The 17,162-nt window shown below is 60.3% G+C and carries 15 protein-coding genes; 4 read left to right on the top strand and 11 right to left on the bottom strand.

What is annotated here, in order from left to right; all coding sequences use genetic code 11:
• Window positions 1-66 precede the first annotated feature (66 nt).
• Window positions 67-1,140, bottom strand: coding sequence for a BMP family ABC transporter substrate-binding protein (locus HU755_RS10680; protein WP_186632297.1), 1,074 nt, complete (start codon window positions 1,138-1,140; stop codon window positions 67-69).
• 288 nt (window positions 1,141-1,428) lie between these two features.
• Here HU755_RS10680 and HU755_RS10675 point away from each other — a divergent pair, with 288 nt between their 5' ends.
• On the top strand, window positions 1,429-2,520 hold the full coding sequence (locus HU755_RS10675) for a calcium:proton antiporter (RefSeq protein ID WP_186620594.1): 1,092 nt from the start codon (window positions 1,429-1,431) through the stop codon (window positions 2,518-2,520).
• Window positions 2,521-2,642: 122 nt separating this feature from the next.
• On the opposite strand, the gene HU755_RS10670 is transcribed toward HU755_RS10675, so the two are convergent.
• The 3 genes from HU755_RS10670 to HU755_RS10660 all read right to left on the bottom strand — a co-directional run bounded on the left by HU755_RS10670 (window position 2,643) and on the right by HU755_RS10660 (window position 5,333).
• Window positions 2,643-4,001: an 8-oxoguanine deaminase gene (locus tag HU755_RS10670; RefSeq protein ID WP_186632294.1), complete on the bottom strand. Its 1,359-nt coding sequence runs from the start codon at window positions 3,999-4,001 to the stop codon at window positions 2,643-2,645.
• Window positions 4,002-4,271: 270 nt separating this feature from the next.
• Window positions 4,272-4,958: an SDR family oxidoreductase gene (locus HU755_RS10665; protein WP_186632291.1), complete on the bottom strand. Its 687-nt coding sequence runs from the start codon at window positions 4,956-4,958 to the stop codon at window positions 4,272-4,274.
• An 18-nt stretch (window positions 4,959-4,976) separates the two neighbouring features.
• Window positions 4,977-5,333, bottom strand: a complete 357-nt coding sequence (locus HU755_RS10660) for a MerR family transcriptional regulator (protein WP_186620600.1) — start codon at window positions 5,331-5,333, stop codon at window positions 4,977-4,979.
• Between the two features lie 84 nt (window positions 5,334-5,417).
• Here HU755_RS10660 and HU755_RS10655 point away from each other — a divergent pair, with 84 nt between their 5' ends.
• Window positions 5,418-5,837: a hypothetical protein gene (locus tag HU755_RS10655; RefSeq protein ID WP_186632603.1), complete on the top strand. Its 420-nt coding sequence runs from the start codon at window positions 5,418-5,420 to the stop codon at window positions 5,835-5,837.
• A gap of 79 nt (window positions 5,838-5,916) precedes the next feature.
• Here the strand turns inward: HU755_RS10655 and HU755_RS10650 are convergent, their stop codons facing one another.
• The 7 genes from HU755_RS10650 to HU755_RS10620 all read right to left on the bottom strand — a co-directional run bounded on the left by HU755_RS10650 (window position 5,917) and on the right by HU755_RS10620 (window position 13,872).
• The gene (locus tag HU755_RS10650) at window positions 5,917-6,843 is read right to left on the bottom strand and encodes an ABC transporter permease (RefSeq protein ID WP_186632289.1); all 927 of its coding nucleotides are present in this window, start codon (window positions 6,841-6,843) and stop codon (window positions 5,917-5,919) included.
• Window positions 6,843-7,949, bottom strand: a complete 1,107-nt coding sequence (locus HU755_RS10645) for an ABC transporter permease (protein WP_186632286.1) — start codon at window positions 7,947-7,949, stop codon at window positions 6,843-6,845. The genes HU755_RS10650 and HU755_RS10645 overlap by 1 nt, the downstream gene beginning before the upstream one ends.
• 13 nt (window positions 7,950-7,962) lie before the next feature.
• Window positions 7,963-9,510, bottom strand: coding sequence for an ABC transporter ATP-binding protein (locus HU755_RS10640; RefSeq protein ID WP_186632283.1), 1,548 nt, complete (start codon window positions 9,508-9,510; stop codon window positions 7,963-7,965).
• A gap of 582 nt (window positions 9,511-10,092) precedes the next feature.
• Window positions 10,093-10,674 (bottom strand): YigZ family protein, encoded by a 582-nt coding sequence (locus tag HU755_RS10635; protein ID WP_186632280.1) that lies wholly within the window; start codon window positions 10,672-10,674, stop codon window positions 10,093-10,095.
• A 7-nt stretch (window positions 10,675-10,681) separates the two neighbouring features.
• Entirely contained in the window at window positions 10,682-11,332 is a 651-nt protein-coding gene (locus HU755_RS10630; protein WP_186620612.1) for a TetR/AcrR family transcriptional regulator, read from the bottom strand.
• Window positions 11,333-11,421: 89 nt separating this feature from the next.
• Entirely contained in the window at window positions 11,422-12,810 is a 1,389-nt protein-coding gene (locus tag HU755_RS10625) for a uracil-xanthine permease family protein (RefSeq protein WP_186632277.1), read from the bottom strand.
• 141 nt (window positions 12,811-12,951) lie between these two features.
• Window positions 12,952-13,872 carry a LysR family transcriptional regulator gene (locus HU755_RS10620; protein WP_186620616.1) on the bottom strand — a complete coding sequence of 307 codons (921 nt, stop codon included), beginning with the start codon at window positions 13,870-13,872 and terminating at the stop codon, window positions 12,952-12,954.
• Window positions 13,873-14,009: 137 nt separating this feature from the next.
• Between HU755_RS10620 and HU755_RS10615 the strand changes: the two genes are divergently transcribed.
• The gene (locus tag HU755_RS10615; protein WP_186632274.1) at window positions 14,010-15,359 is read left to right on the top strand and encodes an aspartate aminotransferase family protein; all 1,350 of its coding nucleotides are present in this window, start codon (window positions 14,010-14,012) and stop codon (window positions 15,357-15,359) included.
• A gap of 143 nt (window positions 15,360-15,502) precedes the next feature.
• Window positions 15,503-16,996: a CoA-acylating methylmalonate-semialdehyde dehydrogenase gene (locus tag HU755_RS10610; RefSeq protein WP_186632271.1), complete on the top strand. Its 1,494-nt coding sequence runs from the start codon at window positions 15,503-15,505 to the stop codon at window positions 16,994-16,996.
• Window positions 16,997-17,162 lie beyond the last annotated feature (166 nt).

Raw genomic sequence — 17,162 nt, 5'->3', positions numbered from 1 at the left:
GAGTTGCCTGACACACCGCATTCGCGAGCAAGCCCGCTCCCACAGGGACGATGTCTGATTTGGAGATTACTTCGGCATCTCGGCCTTCATACCCTCAACGTAGTAATTCATCGACGCCAGTTCTGCATTCGTCGCGCTCACCCCCGCCGGGATTTTTTCCGCACCGCTCTGATCCTTGATCGGCCCGGTAAACGGCTGCAATGCACCGCTCTTGATGTCAGCGATGATCTGCTCGGCCTCGGCTTTCACCGGTGCCGGGACCAGGTCGCTGATCGGCAGTTGCACCGTGCCTTCCTTCAGGCCGCCCCAGTAATCCTGGGGTTTCCACGTGTGGTCGATGACGCTTTGCGTCGCCTGAATGTAGTGCGGCGCCCAGTCGTTGACGATGGAAGTCAGCACCGCTTTCGGCCCGAAATGCGCCATGTCCGAGGCGTAACCCACCGCGTATACGCCACGTCGTTCAGCGGCCTGGATCGGCGCCGGGCTGTCGGTGTGCTGGAACACCACGTCGACGCCCTGATCGATCAGGGCGTTGGCGGCATCGGCTTCCTTGCCCGGATCGAACCAGGAGTTGACCCACACCACTTTGATTTCGGTGCCGGGGTTGTACTTGTTCAAGGCCAGTTGAATGGCGTTGATGTCGCGGATCACCTCGGGAATCGGGAACGAGGCGACATAGCCGATTTTCTTGCTCTTGGTCATCTTCGCCGCGAGGAAACCGCCGACGTAGCGCCCCTCGTAAGTGCGCGCCAGGTAGGTGCCGAGGTTCTTGTCCTGTTTGTAGCCGGTGGCGTGTTCGAACGTCACCTTGGGAAACTGCTTCGCGACTTTCAGCGTCGGGTTCATATAACCGAAAGAAGTGGTGAAGATCAGGTCGTACTTGTCCTTGGCCATGTTGCGGATGACCCGCTCGGCGTCGGCGCCTTCGGCGACGTTTTCCACGTAGTTGGTGGTGATCTGCGCGCCGAACTTATCCGCCAGCGCCTTGCGCCCCTGTTCATGCTGATACGTCCAGCCGTGGTCGCCGATCGGACCGATGTAAACGAAACCGACCTTCAGCGGATCGGCAGCGCTGGCGCTCAGGCTGATCCCCAGACCGATGGCGGCGCACAGCACTTTGTGCAGCGGACGTGTTTGCATGAATGGCAGCTCCATTTTGTTGTGTGTGATGAGGGTCAATGCAAATTGCTGACCAACAGGACAACAAACTTTCCGGAACCGTGTGATGGCTATCGCGAGCAGGCTCACTCCTACATTTGAAATGCGTTCCCTTGTAGGAGTGAGCCTGCTCGCGATAGGGCCATCAAGGCCAATAAAGGTGCACCTGCTGAAACACCGCCATCGCTTGGTGCGCTGAGGTGTAACGAAACATTTAGCGCCGCCCGACAGTCAGTAGCTTCATCAGCTCTTTTCGGCAAAAGGCCCGCCATGCTCTCAATCCTCAAGCAAGAAAGCTTTCTGCTGCTGGCAGTCATTGCCGCGTGCATCGCTTATCCATTGGAACACTGGCTGTTGCACAGCGGCCAGATCGTCGCGCTGCTCGGCGGCCTGATACTGATCGCCTTCATCGTCGCCGCCTCGATGCGCGTCGCCCATCACGCCGAATTGCTCGCGGAAAAGGTCGGCGATCCCTACGGCACAATGATCCTCACCCTCGCGGCGGTGTTGGTGGAAGTGGTGATTCTGGCGATCATGATGAGCAACGAGGCCTCGGCCACCCTGGTGCGCGACACGATTTATTCAGCGGTCATGCTCGATATCAACGGCATCCTCGGCCTCGCCGCGCTGATGGGCGGAATCAAGCACGGCGAGCAGTCCTACAATGACGATTCGGCGCGCAGCTACAGCGTGATGATCCTCACCGCCATGGGCGTGTCGATGGTGGTGCCGGAGTTTATTCCCGAGGCCAACTGGAAGTTGTATTCGGCGTTCACCATCGGCGCGATGGTGGTGCTTTATGCGCTGTTTCTGCGCATGCAGGTCGGCCCGCACAGTTATTTTTTCAGCTATAGCTACCCGGACAAAAGGCGCAAGAAAGAGCCGATCGAGCAAGAGCCGAAACCGGTCAGTCTGGCGCTGTCGATCGGCATTCTGGTGTTCGGCGTGGTGGTGATCGGCGCACTCGCCGAGGTCATGTCCAAAACCCTCGACCTGGGCCTGGAAGGCACGGGCGCACCACCGGTGATTACGGCGATTCTGGTGGCGGCGATTTCGGCGGCGCCGGAAATTCTGACCGCGTTGCGTGCGGCGCTGGCGAACCGCATGCAATCGGTGGTGAACATCGCGATGGGCGCGTCACTGTCGACGGTGATCCTGACCGTGCCGGTGATGGAAGCGATGGCGCTGTACACCGGCCAGCCGTTTCAGATGGCGATGACGCCGGTGCAGACGGTGATGATCTTCATCACCCTGATTGTCAGTGCGATCAACCTGAATGACGGCGAAACCAATGCCATCGAGGGCATGACGCACTTTGTGCTGTTTGCGACGTTCATCATGCTGTCCCTGCTGGGTCTTTAGGGACGCTGAAAAACCTGTGGGAGCGGGCTTGCTCGCGAATGCGGTGTCTCAGGCAGCTCAATAGTGACTGAAACGACGCCTTCGCGAGCAAGCCCGCTCCCACAGGTTTAATCTGTGTTCACTCAGGTGCCGGCGATCAGTTGCCGCGCCGCCTGGCTGTGATCGGCAATCAAGCCTTTGAGGTCCAGCCCCTCAACCTGCCCATCGACCACGCGCCACTTGCCACCAATCATCACCCGGTCCGCGCGATCAGCCCCACACAGCAGCAGTGCCGAGATCGGGTCATGGCTGCCGGAGAAACGCAGTTCATCGAGCTTGAACAAGGCCAGGTCCGCCTGTTTGCCCACGGCGATTTCGCCGATGTCGGTACGGCCCAGCAGGCTCGCCGAACCTTGGGTCGCCCAACCCAGCACGCGTTCCGGGGTGATCTTTTCGGCGCCGTAGCGCAGGCGCTGGATGTACAGCGCCTGACGCGCTTCAAGGATCATGTTCGAGGCATCGTTGGACGCCGAACCGTCAACACCGAGACCGAACAGCGCGCCGGCGTCGGTCAGCTCGATGCTCGGGCAGATCCCGGAAGCCAGGCGCATGTTTGAACTCGGGCAGTGGCAGATACCGGTGCCGGCCTGGCCGAGGCGGGCGATTTCATCGGGGTTGAAATGGATGCCGTGGGCCAGCCAGGTGCGCGGGCCGAGCCAGCCGACACTGTCTAGATAATCGACGGTGCGCAGGCCGAAGCGTTGCAGGCAGAATTCTTCTTCATCGAGGGTTTCAGCGAGGTGGGTGTGCAGACGCACATCAAGCTTGTTCGCCAGATCAGCGCTGGCCGACATGATTTCGGGCGTGACCGAAAACGGCGAGCAGGGCGCCAAGGCGATCTGAATCTGCGCGCCGTCGCCACGCTCGTGGTATTCGTGAATCAGGCGCTGGCTGTCGTCGAGAATCACCTGACCTTCCTGCACGGTCTGCTGTGGAGGCAGGCCGCCGTCCTTCTCGCCGAGGCTCATCGAACCGCGGGTGAGCATGGCGCGCATGCCCAGTTCGCGCACCGTTTCGACTTGCACGTCGATGGCATTCTCCAGACCGTCCGGGAACAGGTAGTGATGATCAGCGGCGGTGGTGCAGCCCGAGAGCAGCAGCTCGGCCAGCGCCACTTTGGTCGCGAGGGCGAGTTTTTCCGGGGTCAGCCGGGCCCATACCGGGTAGAGGGTTTTCAGCCACGGAAACAGCGGCTGATTGACCACCGGTGCCCAGGCGCGGGTCAGGGTTTGATAGAAATGATGGTGGGTGTTGATCAGGCCCGGCAGGATTACATGCTCGCGGGCATCGAACACTTCATGGCACGGCGCCGACGGCTGCTGACCAGCCGCGAGCACTTCGACGATCACACCGTCTTGCAGCACCAGACCGCCACGGGCATCGAGCGCGTTGGCCGTGAAAATGGCGAGGGGATTTTTTAACCAGGTACGGGTCGCAGGCATTGTGGCCGGCTCCTCTGAAAGTGGGGTTCAGGGTTGCCAGCTCAGTGTTGCCCTGTCTGCTGATCCAGGGTCGCCGCAAAGGACGAGGCGCGCAGTGTCAGACAAATCGCCAAGGCGGGCAAGCCCCACCCGACCATTCACCACGATCCCCCTGTAGGAGTGAGCCTGCTCCGGGCGGCGTTCCGACGATAGCGGTGTGTCAGATAAATATGTCTAACCTGACACACCGCTATCGCGAGCAGGCTCACTCCTACACAGGGATTTGCATGCTTACCAGGGAATCGTTTCACCCTTGTAATTGACGAAGTGATGCCCGCCCTTGCCGCTGAACGCATTCACCTGATCGATCAGCCCACGCGTACTGGTCTCGACATCGATATCGGCGCCATCGCCGCCCATGTCCGTCTTCACCCAGCCCGGATGCAGCGACAGCACGGTCAGTTTCTGCTCGCCCAGTTGCGTGACAAAGCTGTTGGTCATCGAATTGAGGGCCGCCTTGCTCGCCTTATACAACGCCAAGCCTGGCGAATCCGGCATGGTCACGCTGCCGAGCACCGAACTCATGAACGCCAGCACCCCGCTGCCGTCGCGGATCTGCCCGACAAAACGCTGGGCCAGATTGATCGGCGCCACGGCGTTGGTGAAAAACAATTGGCCGACCTCGGCCAGTGTCGCGCCGCCCGGGGTCTGCACGTCCGGGCCCTTGACTCCGGCGTTGACGAACAGCAGGTCAAAGGTTTCGCCTTTGAGTTTCTGGTTCAGGGCGATCACCGCTTGCTGATCGTCCATGTCGAGCTTTTCGATGCGCACGTCACCCAGCGCTTGCAGCGCCTCGGCCTTTTGCGGATTGCGCACCGTTGCGGTCACTTGCCAGCCGTCGGCGAGCAAGGTTTTCACCAGACCGAGGCCCAAGCCCCGGGAGGCGCCGATGATCAATGCGGTTTTTGCCTGAGACATGATGGGTTTCCTTGAAAGTCAGCGTTCAGGATTCAATGGACACGCCTGACCGAGCCGCAGTTGCAGCTCCTGGCGCAGCGTGTCGAGTTCGCTCATGCGGGTTTCAACCAGTTGCAGTTTGTCGCGCAACAATTGCGCCACGGCGTTTTCCGGGTCGCGGGCGTGCCACAGGGCGGCGACGCTGTTGCCGATCTCGCCCAGAGTAAAGCCCAGCCGCTGCGCGGTTTTGATGTAGAGCACCAGTTGCACCATTTCCGGCGGATAGTCACGGTAGCCGTTAGCGCTGCGTTGCGCCGCGATCAGCCCGCGTTGTTCATAAAAGCGCAGGGTGTCACGGCTGACCGCGCTGGCCCGGGCTAATTCACCGATGCGCATGCTGTTTTCTCGAATGGGGTATTGACCCTGGAGCATACCCCAGGCTTTAACGTGCCTGCTCCCTGAATTTCTGGAGCAAGGATGATGTGGACCGCAACGCAGTATCGCAACGTGGTGCGCGGCAGCGCCTGGTATGACCTGATCGTCACGGCAGCGTTTGTCACGCCGTGGAGCTTCGCGCTTGTGCATGGGCTGCTGAGCTCGCTGGATTTCCCTGGCGAACTGCCGCCGTTCCAATCCATGCACGTGCTGATGGCGAACTTGTTGGGCTCAGTGGTCTGTGTCTGGGCGGTGCTGCGGATTCGTGATCCGCAGCCGCTGTATGGGCGCTATGACGCGGTGGGGCGGTTTCTGTTTGCGGCGTGGCAAGGGTATGCCTTGCTGCACGGCGCCAGTTCGATTCTTGTGGTCTTCCTTATCTTCGAACTGGCGTGGGGCGTGGTTCAGGCACTGCCCATTTGTGGCGAGGGAGCTTGCTCCCGCTCGGCTGCGCAGCAGTCGTAAAAGGTCTTCCAGGATCAATGGCGAGGGCCGCTTCGCGCCCCAGCGGGAGCAAGCTCCCTCGCCACAGGTTTGTATCTGCCTAATGTCCTGACTGCCAAGGCTGCCCCAACGAAACCGGCGCATACAGCCGTGTGCGCACGGCATCGCGGGACAACAACACCAGCACCACAATCGTCGCGACATACGGCAACATCGCCAGCAGACTTGAAGGAATCGCCAGCCCCAACCCCTGCGCCACCAGGTGCAGGATGCTGGCGAGGCCGAACAGATACGCCCCCAGCAGCAACCGCCAGACGCGCCAACTGGCAAATACCACCAGCGCCAAGGCGATCCAGCCACGCCCGGCAGTCATGTTTTCGGCCCACATAGGCGTATAGGCCAGCGACAGATAGGCTCCGGCCAGCCCGGCCATCGCACCGCCGAACAAGACCGCCAACGTGCGCACGGTCAGCACCGGCAAGCCCATGGCGCTGGCTGCATGCGGATTTTCGCCGACCGCCTGAATGATCAGGCCCATGCGACTTTTCATGATCACCCATGCCACCAGCGCAAACAGCGTGAATGACAGGTACACCAGCAGATCCTGGGCAAACAGCATCCGTCCGATCAGCGGAATTTCACTCAACAACGGAATGGCCAGCGGCTCGAATCCAGCCAGCGGTTTACCGACCCAGGCCGCGCCGACAAACGTCGAAAGCCCGACACCGAAAATCGTCAGGGCCAGTCCGGTCGCCACCTGATTGGCATTGAATACCAGCGCGACCAAGGCAAACAGCGACGACAGCAGCATCCCGGCGAGCATCGCCAGCAGCACACCCAGCCACAGGTTGCCGCTGCTGAGGGCGACGATAAACCCGATCACGGCGCCGAACAGCATCATGCCTTCCTGGCCGAGGTTGAGTACGCCGCTCTTCTCGCAGATCAGTTCACCCAGCGCCACCAGGAGCAGCGGCGTGCCGCAGCGGACCATGGCATAGAAAATATTACTCAACAGATCGATATCCATCACAGCGCTCCGGCGGTTACGGCAGGGGACGAGGCGCGCCGGGTCCAGCGCAGTTTCAAGCGTGGCCGATAGAGAATAAGCACGTCACAGGCGAGCAGGAAAAACAGCATCATTCCCTGAAACAACTGGGTGATCGCCTGCGGCAGATTGAGCGCCATCTGCGCGTTCTCGCCGCCGATGTAGAGCAGTGCCATCAACAGACTGGCAAACAGAATGCCGAGCGGATTGAGCCGACCGAGAAACGCCACGGTGATCGCCGCGTAGCCATACCCCGGTGAGACCTGCGGCACCAGTTGGCCAATCGGCCCGGTCACTTCGCAAACGCCGGCCAGCCCGGCCAAGCCACCACTGATCAACAGCACCAGCCAGACCAGACGCTTTTCGCGAAAGCCGACAAAGCCTGCTGCGCGCTTGTCCAGGCCGAGTACCTTGATCTGGAATCCGACAAAGCTTTTCTGCAACAACACCCACACCGCGACCAGAGCGAGCAGGGCGAAATACGCCCCGGCGTGCGCGCGGCCATCCTCCAGCAGCAACGGTAAACGACTGGCGTCGCCGAACATTGCCGACTCGGGGAAATTGAATCCGGCAGGGTCTTTCAGCGGACCATGTACGCAAAACAGCAGCAGGTTCAGGGCGATGTAATTGAGCATGATGCTGGTGAGGATTTCGTTGGCGTTGAAGCGTGTACGCAGCCATGCCGTCAGGCCGGCCCATGCAGCGCCCGCCAGCGTGCCGGTCAGCAGAATCAGCACCAGCGCCCAGCGGCTGTGCATCCCGATAATGTTCACCGCCAGAGCACTGCCGGCCAGTGCACCGAGCAGCAACTGGCCTTCGGCGCCGATGTTCCAGATCCGCGCCTGATAAGCCACGGCCAGCCCAAGTGCACAAAGCACAATCGGCAGCGCTTTGACCAGCAGTTCGCCGACACCGTACAGATCGCTGACCGGCGCAATCAGCAGCGTGTGCAGGGTTTGCAGCGGATCGTGGCCGAGTGCGATGAACAGCAGCGAGCCACAGCCGAGGGTCAGCACCGCCGCCAATAACGGCGAGCACCACAGCATCAGGCGCGATTGCTGACCACGGGGTTCGAGAGAAAGCAGCATGGTTGAAACTCCGTTAAACCAGGGCGGCGCAAGGTGAGTGATCGAACTGGCCGGCCATCCACGCGCCGACGTCGCTCAGTTGCGTATCGCGGGTGTCGTGTAGCGCCGACAGTCGGCCGCCACACAGGGCGCCGAGGCGGTCGCTGATCTGGAACAGCTCGTCGAGGTCTTCGGAAATCACCAGAATCGCTGCGCCGGCATCGCGCAGGGCGATCAATGCGCGGTGGATGGTCGCCGCGGCACCGACGTCGACGCCCCAGGTCGGGTGCGCGGCGACCAGCAGTTTCGGTTGTTGCAGGATTTCCCGGCCAAGGATGAATTTCTGCAGATTGCCGCCGGACAGGCTGCGCGCGGCGGTTTGCGTGTCGGGCGTTTTTACGCCGAAACGCTGAATGATCTGTTGGGCGAGGGCTTCGACTTTGCCGCGTTGTATCAAGCCGTTACTGACCAGCCCTTGCTGGAAAGCACTGAGCAGGGCGTTATCGGCCAGACTCAAATCCGGCACTGCGCCATGGCCGAGGCGTTCAGCAGGCACGAATGCCAGGCCCAGTCCGCGCCGCGCATCCGCACGCAAATCCGCGACGTTGCGCTCAGCGAAGCGAATGGTCGCGGCTTCTGCCCGAGGTAATGTCTGTTCGCCGCTGAGCAGGGCGAGCAGCTCATCCTGGCCATTGCCGGCGACCCCGGCGATGCCGACGATTTCGCCGCTGCACACTTGCAGGTCGACACCCGTCAGCGAACAGCCGAACGGATCCGGGTTGTGCCAGCTCAAACGCCGCACCTGCAAAAAAGCCGCGTCACCGCTGACCTTCGGATACTCGCCAATCAACGTCGCCGCTGCGCCGACCATCAGTTGCGCCAGTTGCTGATCCGAACACTCGGCGGGTACGCAATGCCCGGCAACCCGACCGCCACGCAGCACCGTGGCGCTGTGGCACAAGGCACGCACTTCACCAAGCTTGTGGCTGATAAACAGAATGCTGCAACCCTCAGCGGCGAGGCGGCGCAGGGTGATGAACAAGGCGTCGGCCTCTTGCGGCGTCAGCACCGAAGTCGGTTCGTCGAGGATCAGCAAGCGGATGTCCTGCATCAGGCAGCGGATGATTTCCACCCGTTGCCGCTCGCCAATCGACAGGCTGTGGACAAGTCGCTCCGGCTCCAGCGCCATGCCGTAGCGCTGCGACACTTCGCGAATCTTCGGCTCCAGTTGCTTCGGCGTGCCGGCCGCGGCGCCCATGGCCAAAGCAATGTTCTGCGCCACGCTGAGGGTTTCGAACAGCGAGAAATGCTGGAACACCATGCCAATCCCCAACTGCCGCGCCTGCGCCGGATTGCGGATATGCACGCGCTGACCTTCCCAAAGCGTTTCACCGCTGTCGCACTGGGTGACACCGTAAATGATCTTCATCAGGGTACTTTTGCCCGCACCGTTTTCACCGAGCAGGGCGTGGATTTCGCCCGGTGCAATGCTCAGGTCGATGGCATCGTTGGCCAGGCAACCGGGGTAGCGTTTGCTGATCTGGCGCAGTTGCAGGCGCGGAACAGAAGGGGCGGTGGGCATGACAGGCTCGACTGACTTGGAGTTGTGCCTGTGGATAAAGCAATTTCCTGGCCAGTGAGTCAGGAACGCGCGCCGATCCTTGCAGTCCGTGCCGATTGCCCAGGCTCAGCGCCCGGTTAGGCTTTCTGCCGAGCACCATTTCAGCGCAAAGCCTTTGACCAGGCTCCAGTTTCGCCCGCGGGTGGTTGGTTAAAAAACGAGCAATTGCTTGGGGCCTAGGCAGATCCAGCGACTGCGGCGGTCATGAACGGGTTATCCACAGGTTGTTCCACAGTAATTGTGTGCAAGCGGCCAACCCGGGCATAAGCACTGTGATGCTTTCTTCTAAAGGTGATAAACGCGGCTAACTGATTGTTTTTAATTTGAATTTACTTTTCGTCGGATGAATTGAACGAAAAGTGAACAAACCGCGCAAAGCCGCATGACAGAAGGGTTACAGCGATATGTGCTCAGGTTATCCACAGTCGGGTGCACAGCGGATGTGGGCAAGTTGCCAGACATAAGCAATTCATGAGATGCCCCAAAAAGATCGCAGCGTTCCGGGGTAGGAGCTGCGGAACGCTGCGATCTTTTGACCTTCCTTCAGCGCTGCAACAAAATCCGCCCCCGACTCAAATCTGCCAACTGCGCCTGCAATACCGCGATCTGCGCCTCACCCACCGCCAGCTTCAACTCGACGCCATTGGCAGTAAAGTTTTCCTCCACCACCAATCCGCCCAGATCCGCCACCCGCAACTTCACCAGCGCCAGCTCGGCAAATCCGCAGGCGCAACTCAGCGGCACGCGGCTGATCAGCTCGATTTTCGCCGCCGCTTGCAGGCATTTGTTTGCACCGCCGCCATAAGCCCTGGCCAGACCGCCGGTGCCGAGCTGGATGCCGCCATACCAGCGAATCACCAGGACTGCGACCTGGTCGCAATCCTGCGCTTCAATTGCCGCGAGAATCGGTCGCCCGGCCGTACCGCCGGGTTCGCCATCGTCGGTGCTGCGATATTGCGCGCCGAGCTTCCACGCCCAGCAGTTGTGCGTGGCGTTCAAGTCGCTGTGCTCCTCGAAGAACGCCTGCGCGTCGGCGGGGCTGCTGATCGGAGTTGCCAAGGTGATAAAGCGGCTTTTGCGAATCTCTTCGCGGTACTCGCAAAAACCGCTGAGGGTGAAAGGCATAAACGTCTTATAGAGAAGGTGTGAGGCCGCAGCCTTTGAGAATGATGCGGATCAGGTTGTTGCCGGCGTCTTCCATGTCCTGTCTGGTCAACTTGCTGCGCCCGGTCACGCGGCAGATCTGCGTGGCGAAGTCGGCATAATGCTGGGTGCTGCCCCACAGCAGGAAGATCAGGTGCACCGGGTCGACCGGGTCCATTTTGCCCGCATCGATCCACGCCTGAAACACCGCCGCCCGGCCGGTAAACCAGGTGCGGTAATCCTGATTGAAATACTCGCTCAGGCATTCGCCGCCGCTGATCACTTCCATCGCGAAAATTCGCGAGGCCTGTGGCTGGCGACGGGAAAACTCCATTTTCGCGCGAATATAGCGGGTCAGCGCCTCGGCCGGATCGTCCTCGGCGGTGAGGGTGTTGAAGGTGCTGTCCCACAGCTCAATGATGTTGCTCAGCACCGCCACGTACAAACCGAGTTTGTTGGTGAAGTAGTAATGCAGATTGGCCTTGGGCAACCCGGCATTCTGGGCGATGGTGTTCATGCTGGTGCCTTTGTACCCGTGACGGGCGAACTCGTCTTCGGCGGCTTTGAGGATGGTCTCTTCGTTCTTCTGACGAATGCGGCTGGCGGGTTTGCCGCCATGGGCTGGGACTTCAAAGGTCATAGGCACTTCCGGGATTGTCTGTGGGTGCAGCCAAGTTGCGTTGATAGCGCACCCACAGGCATCCGACAAGTCCTTGCGCAATAAAACCGTTACGCCTGTTCGATCTTGTTCAATGGCGCGAGGCTTTTGGCCGCTGCGGTTTTGCCTTCCGGCAACAACAGGCAAAGGAATATTGCCGTCAGCCCGCCGCTGGTGATCGCCGAGTCGAACAGGTTCTGCACCAGTTTCGGCAGCAGGTGCAGCAGGTTCGGTTGCGCAGCGATGCCCAGGCCGACGCCGAACGAGGTGGCGATGATCAGCATGCTGCGCCGGTCCAGCGGCGACTGCGCGAGGATGCGCACACCCGCCGCCGCGACGGCCCCGAACATCACCAGCGTGGCGCCGCCCAATACCGGTTTGGGAATTTGTTGCAGCACCGCGCCGATCAGCGGGAACAGGCCGAGACAGAACAGGATCGCGCCGATGTACAGCCCGACGTAGCGGCTGGCGACGCCCGTCAATTGAATCACGCCATTGTTCTGCGCGAACGTAGTGTTAGGGAAAGCGCTGAAGGTGGCGGCGATCATGCAACTGACGCCATCGCCGAGCACGCCGCCGCGCAAGCGACTTATATAAGAAGGGCCGCTGATCGGCTGACGCGCGAGCATGCAGTTGGCGGTGAGGTCGCCGACGGTTTCGATGGTGCTGATCAGATAAATCAGCGCGACAGGCAGGAAAGCTGTCCAGTCGAAGCTGAAACCGAACTTGAATGGCGTAGGAAAACTCACCAACGGTAAGTCAGGCAATGGCTGAGGGATCAGTTTCCCACTGAACCAGGCCGCGAGGCTTCCCAGCAGCAGGCCGACGATGATCGCCGACAGCCGTATCCACGGCGTATTTGAGCGGTTGAGCAGAATGATCGTCAGCAACACGAATACGCCCAGCGCCAGATTGCCCGGCGCACCGAAGTCCGGCGCATTGAAGCCACCGCCCAGATCGGTGATGCCCACCTTGATCAAACTGATGCCGATCAGGGTAATGACGATCCCGGTCACTAACGGCGTAACGACTCGGCGCAATTGACCGATAAAACGGCTGAGCACGATTTGCACAAGGGCGCCGAAAAAACAGACACCGAAGACCATCGCCAGAATATCTTCCGGGCTGCCGCCACGCTGCTTGACCAGAAAACCGGCCGACAGCACCGCCCCGAGAAAAGCGAAACTGGTGCCTTGCAGACAGATCATGCCCGCGCCGATGCCGAACGGCCGCCGTGCCTGAATAAAGGTGCCGACGCCCGAGACCATCAGCGCCATGCTGATCAGGTACGGCAAATGCGCGGTCAGCCCGAGCGCCGAGCCGATGACCAGCGGCGGGGTGATGATGCCGACGAAACTGGCCAGCACATGCTGCAACGCGGCAAGCAGGGCGGCGAGTGGTTTGGGACGGTCGTCGAGGCCGTAGATGAGTTCACTGGACGAATCGGAATCTGGCTGCATGGCGTTGGCTTCTTGTTGAAGGATCGAGTTAACCCTTCTCTGCAAAAACCTGTCCACTTGCTCAGCTTTCTGATGCGATGACCGTCAAGGCAGCAGCTGCCGAAGGCTCGGGCCGCGTTCGGACGATCTTTTATCTCGCTTTCAGCGCGTCGCCGCCAGACTCTCCAAGAAACTTTCCAGCACCAAATGAGGGCGCCGGCCCTTGCGCGTGACCGATGCCAGGCTCAAATCGTAAAAACGTGTGCCGGCCTTGAGCGCACGCAAACGCCCCTGCTGCACCCAAAGACTGGCGTAGTGATCCGGCAGATAACCAATGTAGCGTCCGGTCAAAATCAGAAACGCCATACCCTCGCGGTCGGAAGCGCTGGCGGTGCAGTTGAGCGCTTGATAATGCGCCTGGATGTCTGCCGGCAACCGGAAGGTCGGCGCAATCGCGTCCTGACTGTTCAGGCGCTGGTCATCCAGTTGTTTGTCATCGACATAAAACAACGGGTGGCCGACCGCGCAGTAAAGCAGCGAACGTTCGCTGTACAACGGCTGATATTCCAGCCCCGACAACGCGCTGGCCTGCGGCACCACGCCAACATGCAAACGCCCGTCGAGCACGCCTTGCTCGACTTCATTAGGCGCGATCATGCGGATCTGGATCTGCACATCCGGCCCGCGCTCTTTCAGCTGGGCGAGGGCGTGGGTGATGCGCATGTGGGGCAGGGTGACGAGGTTGTCGGTCAGGCCAATGATCAACTCGCCACGCAGATGTTGGTGCAGACCGTTGACCTCGGTGCGGAAACTTTCCAGCGCACTCAAGAGCTGTAGCGCCGATTGGTAAACCTCGCGACCTTCCTCGGTCAGGGAAAAACCCGCGCGTCCACGTTGGCACAGACGCAAACCGAGGCGCTGTTCCAGATCGCTCATCTGCTGGCTGATCGCTGACCGGCCAATGCCCAGCACGGTTTCCGCTGCCGAGAAGCCGCCACATTCGACGACGCTGCGAAAAATCCGCAGCAGGCGAATATCAAAGTCACTGACCTGGGCCAGCGGATCGGGACGGCGGCTGCTCATTTTTTGTTCTCTTTGTTTAGCGGAGATCTAACTGAAGGTTAGAAGAGTTGAATTTCACCGACTTTATCGCCGTGGCAATTTAGCTGCAACAACGCTTTCCATCTCCCTGACGCTTATGCCCTGCGAGGTTTTGCCTGATGAACATGCCTGAAAACGCGCCGTCGCCACTGGCCAGCCAACTGAAGCTGGACGCGCACTGGATGCCGTACACCGCCAACCGCAACTTTCAGCGCGATCCGCGTCTGATCGTCGGCGCCGAAGGCAGTTGGCTGTTCGACGACAAGGGCCGCAAAATCTACGATTCGCTGTCCGGTCTGTGGACCTGCGGCGCCGGGCACACCCGCAAGGAGATTCAGGAAGCCGTTTCGAAACAGTTGGGCACCCTCGATTACTCGCCGGGCTTCCAGTACGGCCATCCGCTATCGTTTCAGCTGGCTGAAAAAATCACCGAGCTGACGCCGGGCAGTCTGAACCATGTGTTCTTCACCGACTCCGGTTCGGAATGCGCTGACACCGCGGTGAAAATGGTCCGCGCCTACTGGCGTCTGAAAGGGCAGGCGACCAAAACCAAAATGATCGGTCGTGCCCGTGGCTATCACGGTGTGAACATCGCGGGCACCAGCCTTGGCGGCGTCAACGGCAACCGTAAACTGTTTGGCCAAGCGATGATGGATGTTGATCACTTGCCGCACACACTGCTGGCGAGCAATGCCTTTTCCCGTGGCATGCCGGAGCAGGGCGGTATCGCGCTGGCCGATGAGCTGCTGAAGCTCATCGAATTGCACGACGCCTCCAATATAGCCGCAGTGTTCGTGGAGCCAATGGCCGGTTCGGCCGGTGTTCTGGTTCCGCCTCGGGGTTACCTCAAGCGTCTGCGCGAGATTTGCGATCAGCACAACATCCTGCTGGTGTTCGACGAAGTGATTACCGGGTTCGGCCGTACCGGGTCGATGTTCGGTGCCGACAGCTTCGGCGTGACCCCGGACCTGATGTGCATCGCCAAGCAAGTCACCAACGGCGCGATTCCGATGGGCGCGGTGATCGCCAGCTCCGAAATCTACCAGACCTTCATGAACCAGCCGACGCCGGAATACGCCGTGGAATTCCCGCACGGCTACACCTATTCGGCACACCCGGTGGCTTGCGCCGCAGGCTTGGCGGCACTCGACTTGCTGCAAAAGGAAAACCTGGTGCAGAGCGTCGCTGAAGTCGCGCCGCATTTCGAAAACGCGCTGCATGGCCTGAAAGGCTCGAAAAACGTCATCGACATCCGCAACTACGGTCTGGCCGGTGCAATCCAGATTGCCGGGCGTGACGGTGACGCCATCGTGCGTCCCTTCGAGGCGGGCATGGCGTTGTGGAAAGCCGGGTTCTACGTGCGCTTCGGCGGCGACACCCTGCAGTTCGGCCCAACCTTCAACAGCAAGCCGCAAGACCTTGATCGCCTGTTCGATGCGGTCGGCGAAGTGCTGAACAAGCTCGACTGATTTTTACAACAACTGTGGGAGCCGAGCTTGCTCGCGAAGGCGTACGTGAAAGCGCCAGTGACATCCGGCTCCTCAACGGAACTACCTATATATAGAAGGCGCTTCTTACCCGGCGCCTGTGCACAAGCATTCAGGAGTGTTCGATGAGCGTTATTCCGCATTTGATCAATGGCGAACTGGTGACCGAGAACGGTCGCTCGGTGGATGTGTTCAACCCGTCTACTGGCCAGGCGATCCATAAATTGCCGTTGGCCAGCCAGGCGACCATCCAGAAAGCCATCGACGCCGCCAAGGCTGCGTTCCCTGCGTGGCGCAACACGCCGCCGGCCAAACGTGCCCAGGTGATGTTCCGCTTCAAGCAACTGCTGGAGCAGAACGAAGCGCGCATTTCGCAACTGATCAGCGAAGAGCACGGCAAGACCCTGGAAGACGCCGCCGGTGAATTGAAGCGTGGTATCGAGAACGTCGAGTTCGCCTGCGCAGCACCGGAAATCCTCAAGGGCGAATACAGCCGCAACGTCGGCCCGAACATTGATGCCTGGTCGGACTTTCAGCCGCTGGGAATTGTGGCCGGGATCACCCCGTTCAACTTCCCGGCCATGGTGCCGCTGTGGATGTACCCGCTGGCGATCGTCTGCGGCAACTGCTTCATCCTCAAACCGTCCGAGCGCGATCCAAGCTCCACACTGCTGATTGCTCAATTGTTATTGGAAGCAGGCTTGCCGAAAGGTGTGATGAGCGTGGTCCACGGTGACAAGACGGCGGTGGACGCGTTGATCGAAGCGCCGGAAATCAAAGCGCTGAGCTTCGTCGGCTCGACACCGATTGCCGAATACATCTACGCCGAAGGCACCAAACGCGGCAAACGCGTTCAGGCACTGGGCGGGGCGAAGAACCATGCAGTGCTGATGCCCGATGCCGACCTGGATAACGCCGTCAGCGCACTGATGGGCGCGGCGTACGGTTCTTGCGGCGAGCGCTGTATGGCGATTTCGGTAGCGGTGTGTGTCGGCGATCAAGTGGCCGATGCGCTGGTGGCGAAACTGGTTCCACAGATCAAGGCGCTGAAAATCGGTGCCGGCACTTCGTGCGGTCTGGACATGGGGCCATTGGTGACCGGTCAGGCGCGTGACAAGGTCAGCGGTTACGTGGATGACGGCGTGGCAGCGGGCGCGACCCTGGTCGTCGACGGTCGCGGATTGAGTGTGGCAGGGCACGAAGAAGGCTTCTTCCTCGGTGGCTGCCTATTCGATAACGTCACCCCGCAAATGCGCATCTATAAGGAAGAGATCTTCGGGCCGGTACTGTGCGTCGTCCGTGTGAACAGCCTGGAAGAGGCGATGCAACTGATCAACGATCACGAATACGGCAACGGCACCTGCATCTTCACCCGCGACGGGGAAGCGGCGCGGCTGTTCTGCGACGAGATCGAAGTCGGCATGGTCGGCGTCAACGTGCCGCTGCCAGTGCCGGTGGCTTATCACAGCTTCGGTGGCTGGAAGCGCTCGCTGTTTGGCGATCTGCATGCCTATGGTCCCGATGGTGTGCGCTTCTATACCCGTCGCAAGGCGATTACCCAGCGTTGGCCGCAACGGGCGAGCCACGAAGCTTCGCAGTTTGCATTCCCTAGCTTATAAGTAGCTCGGTGTGCCGAAGGCCGACCGTTAAGGTCGGCCTTCGTGTTTTCGGGGTTTTTTGATCGATATGACAGAATTATTAAAATAGGGGTTGACGGCAGATTCTGGAAGTCTATAATTCGCCCCACTTCCGGCGCAGTCGAAACGGAAAACTCCTTGAGATTCA

The sequence above is a fragment of the Pseudomonas sp. SWRI111 genome, assembly GCF_014268555.1.
Lineage (GTDB): Bacteria > Pseudomonadota > Gammaproteobacteria > Pseudomonadales > Pseudomonadaceae > Aquipseudomonas > Aquipseudomonas hamedanensis.
The sequence above is the reverse complement of the archived record's forward strand: the minus strand, read 5'-3'. Positions and strand labels throughout refer to the sequence as shown.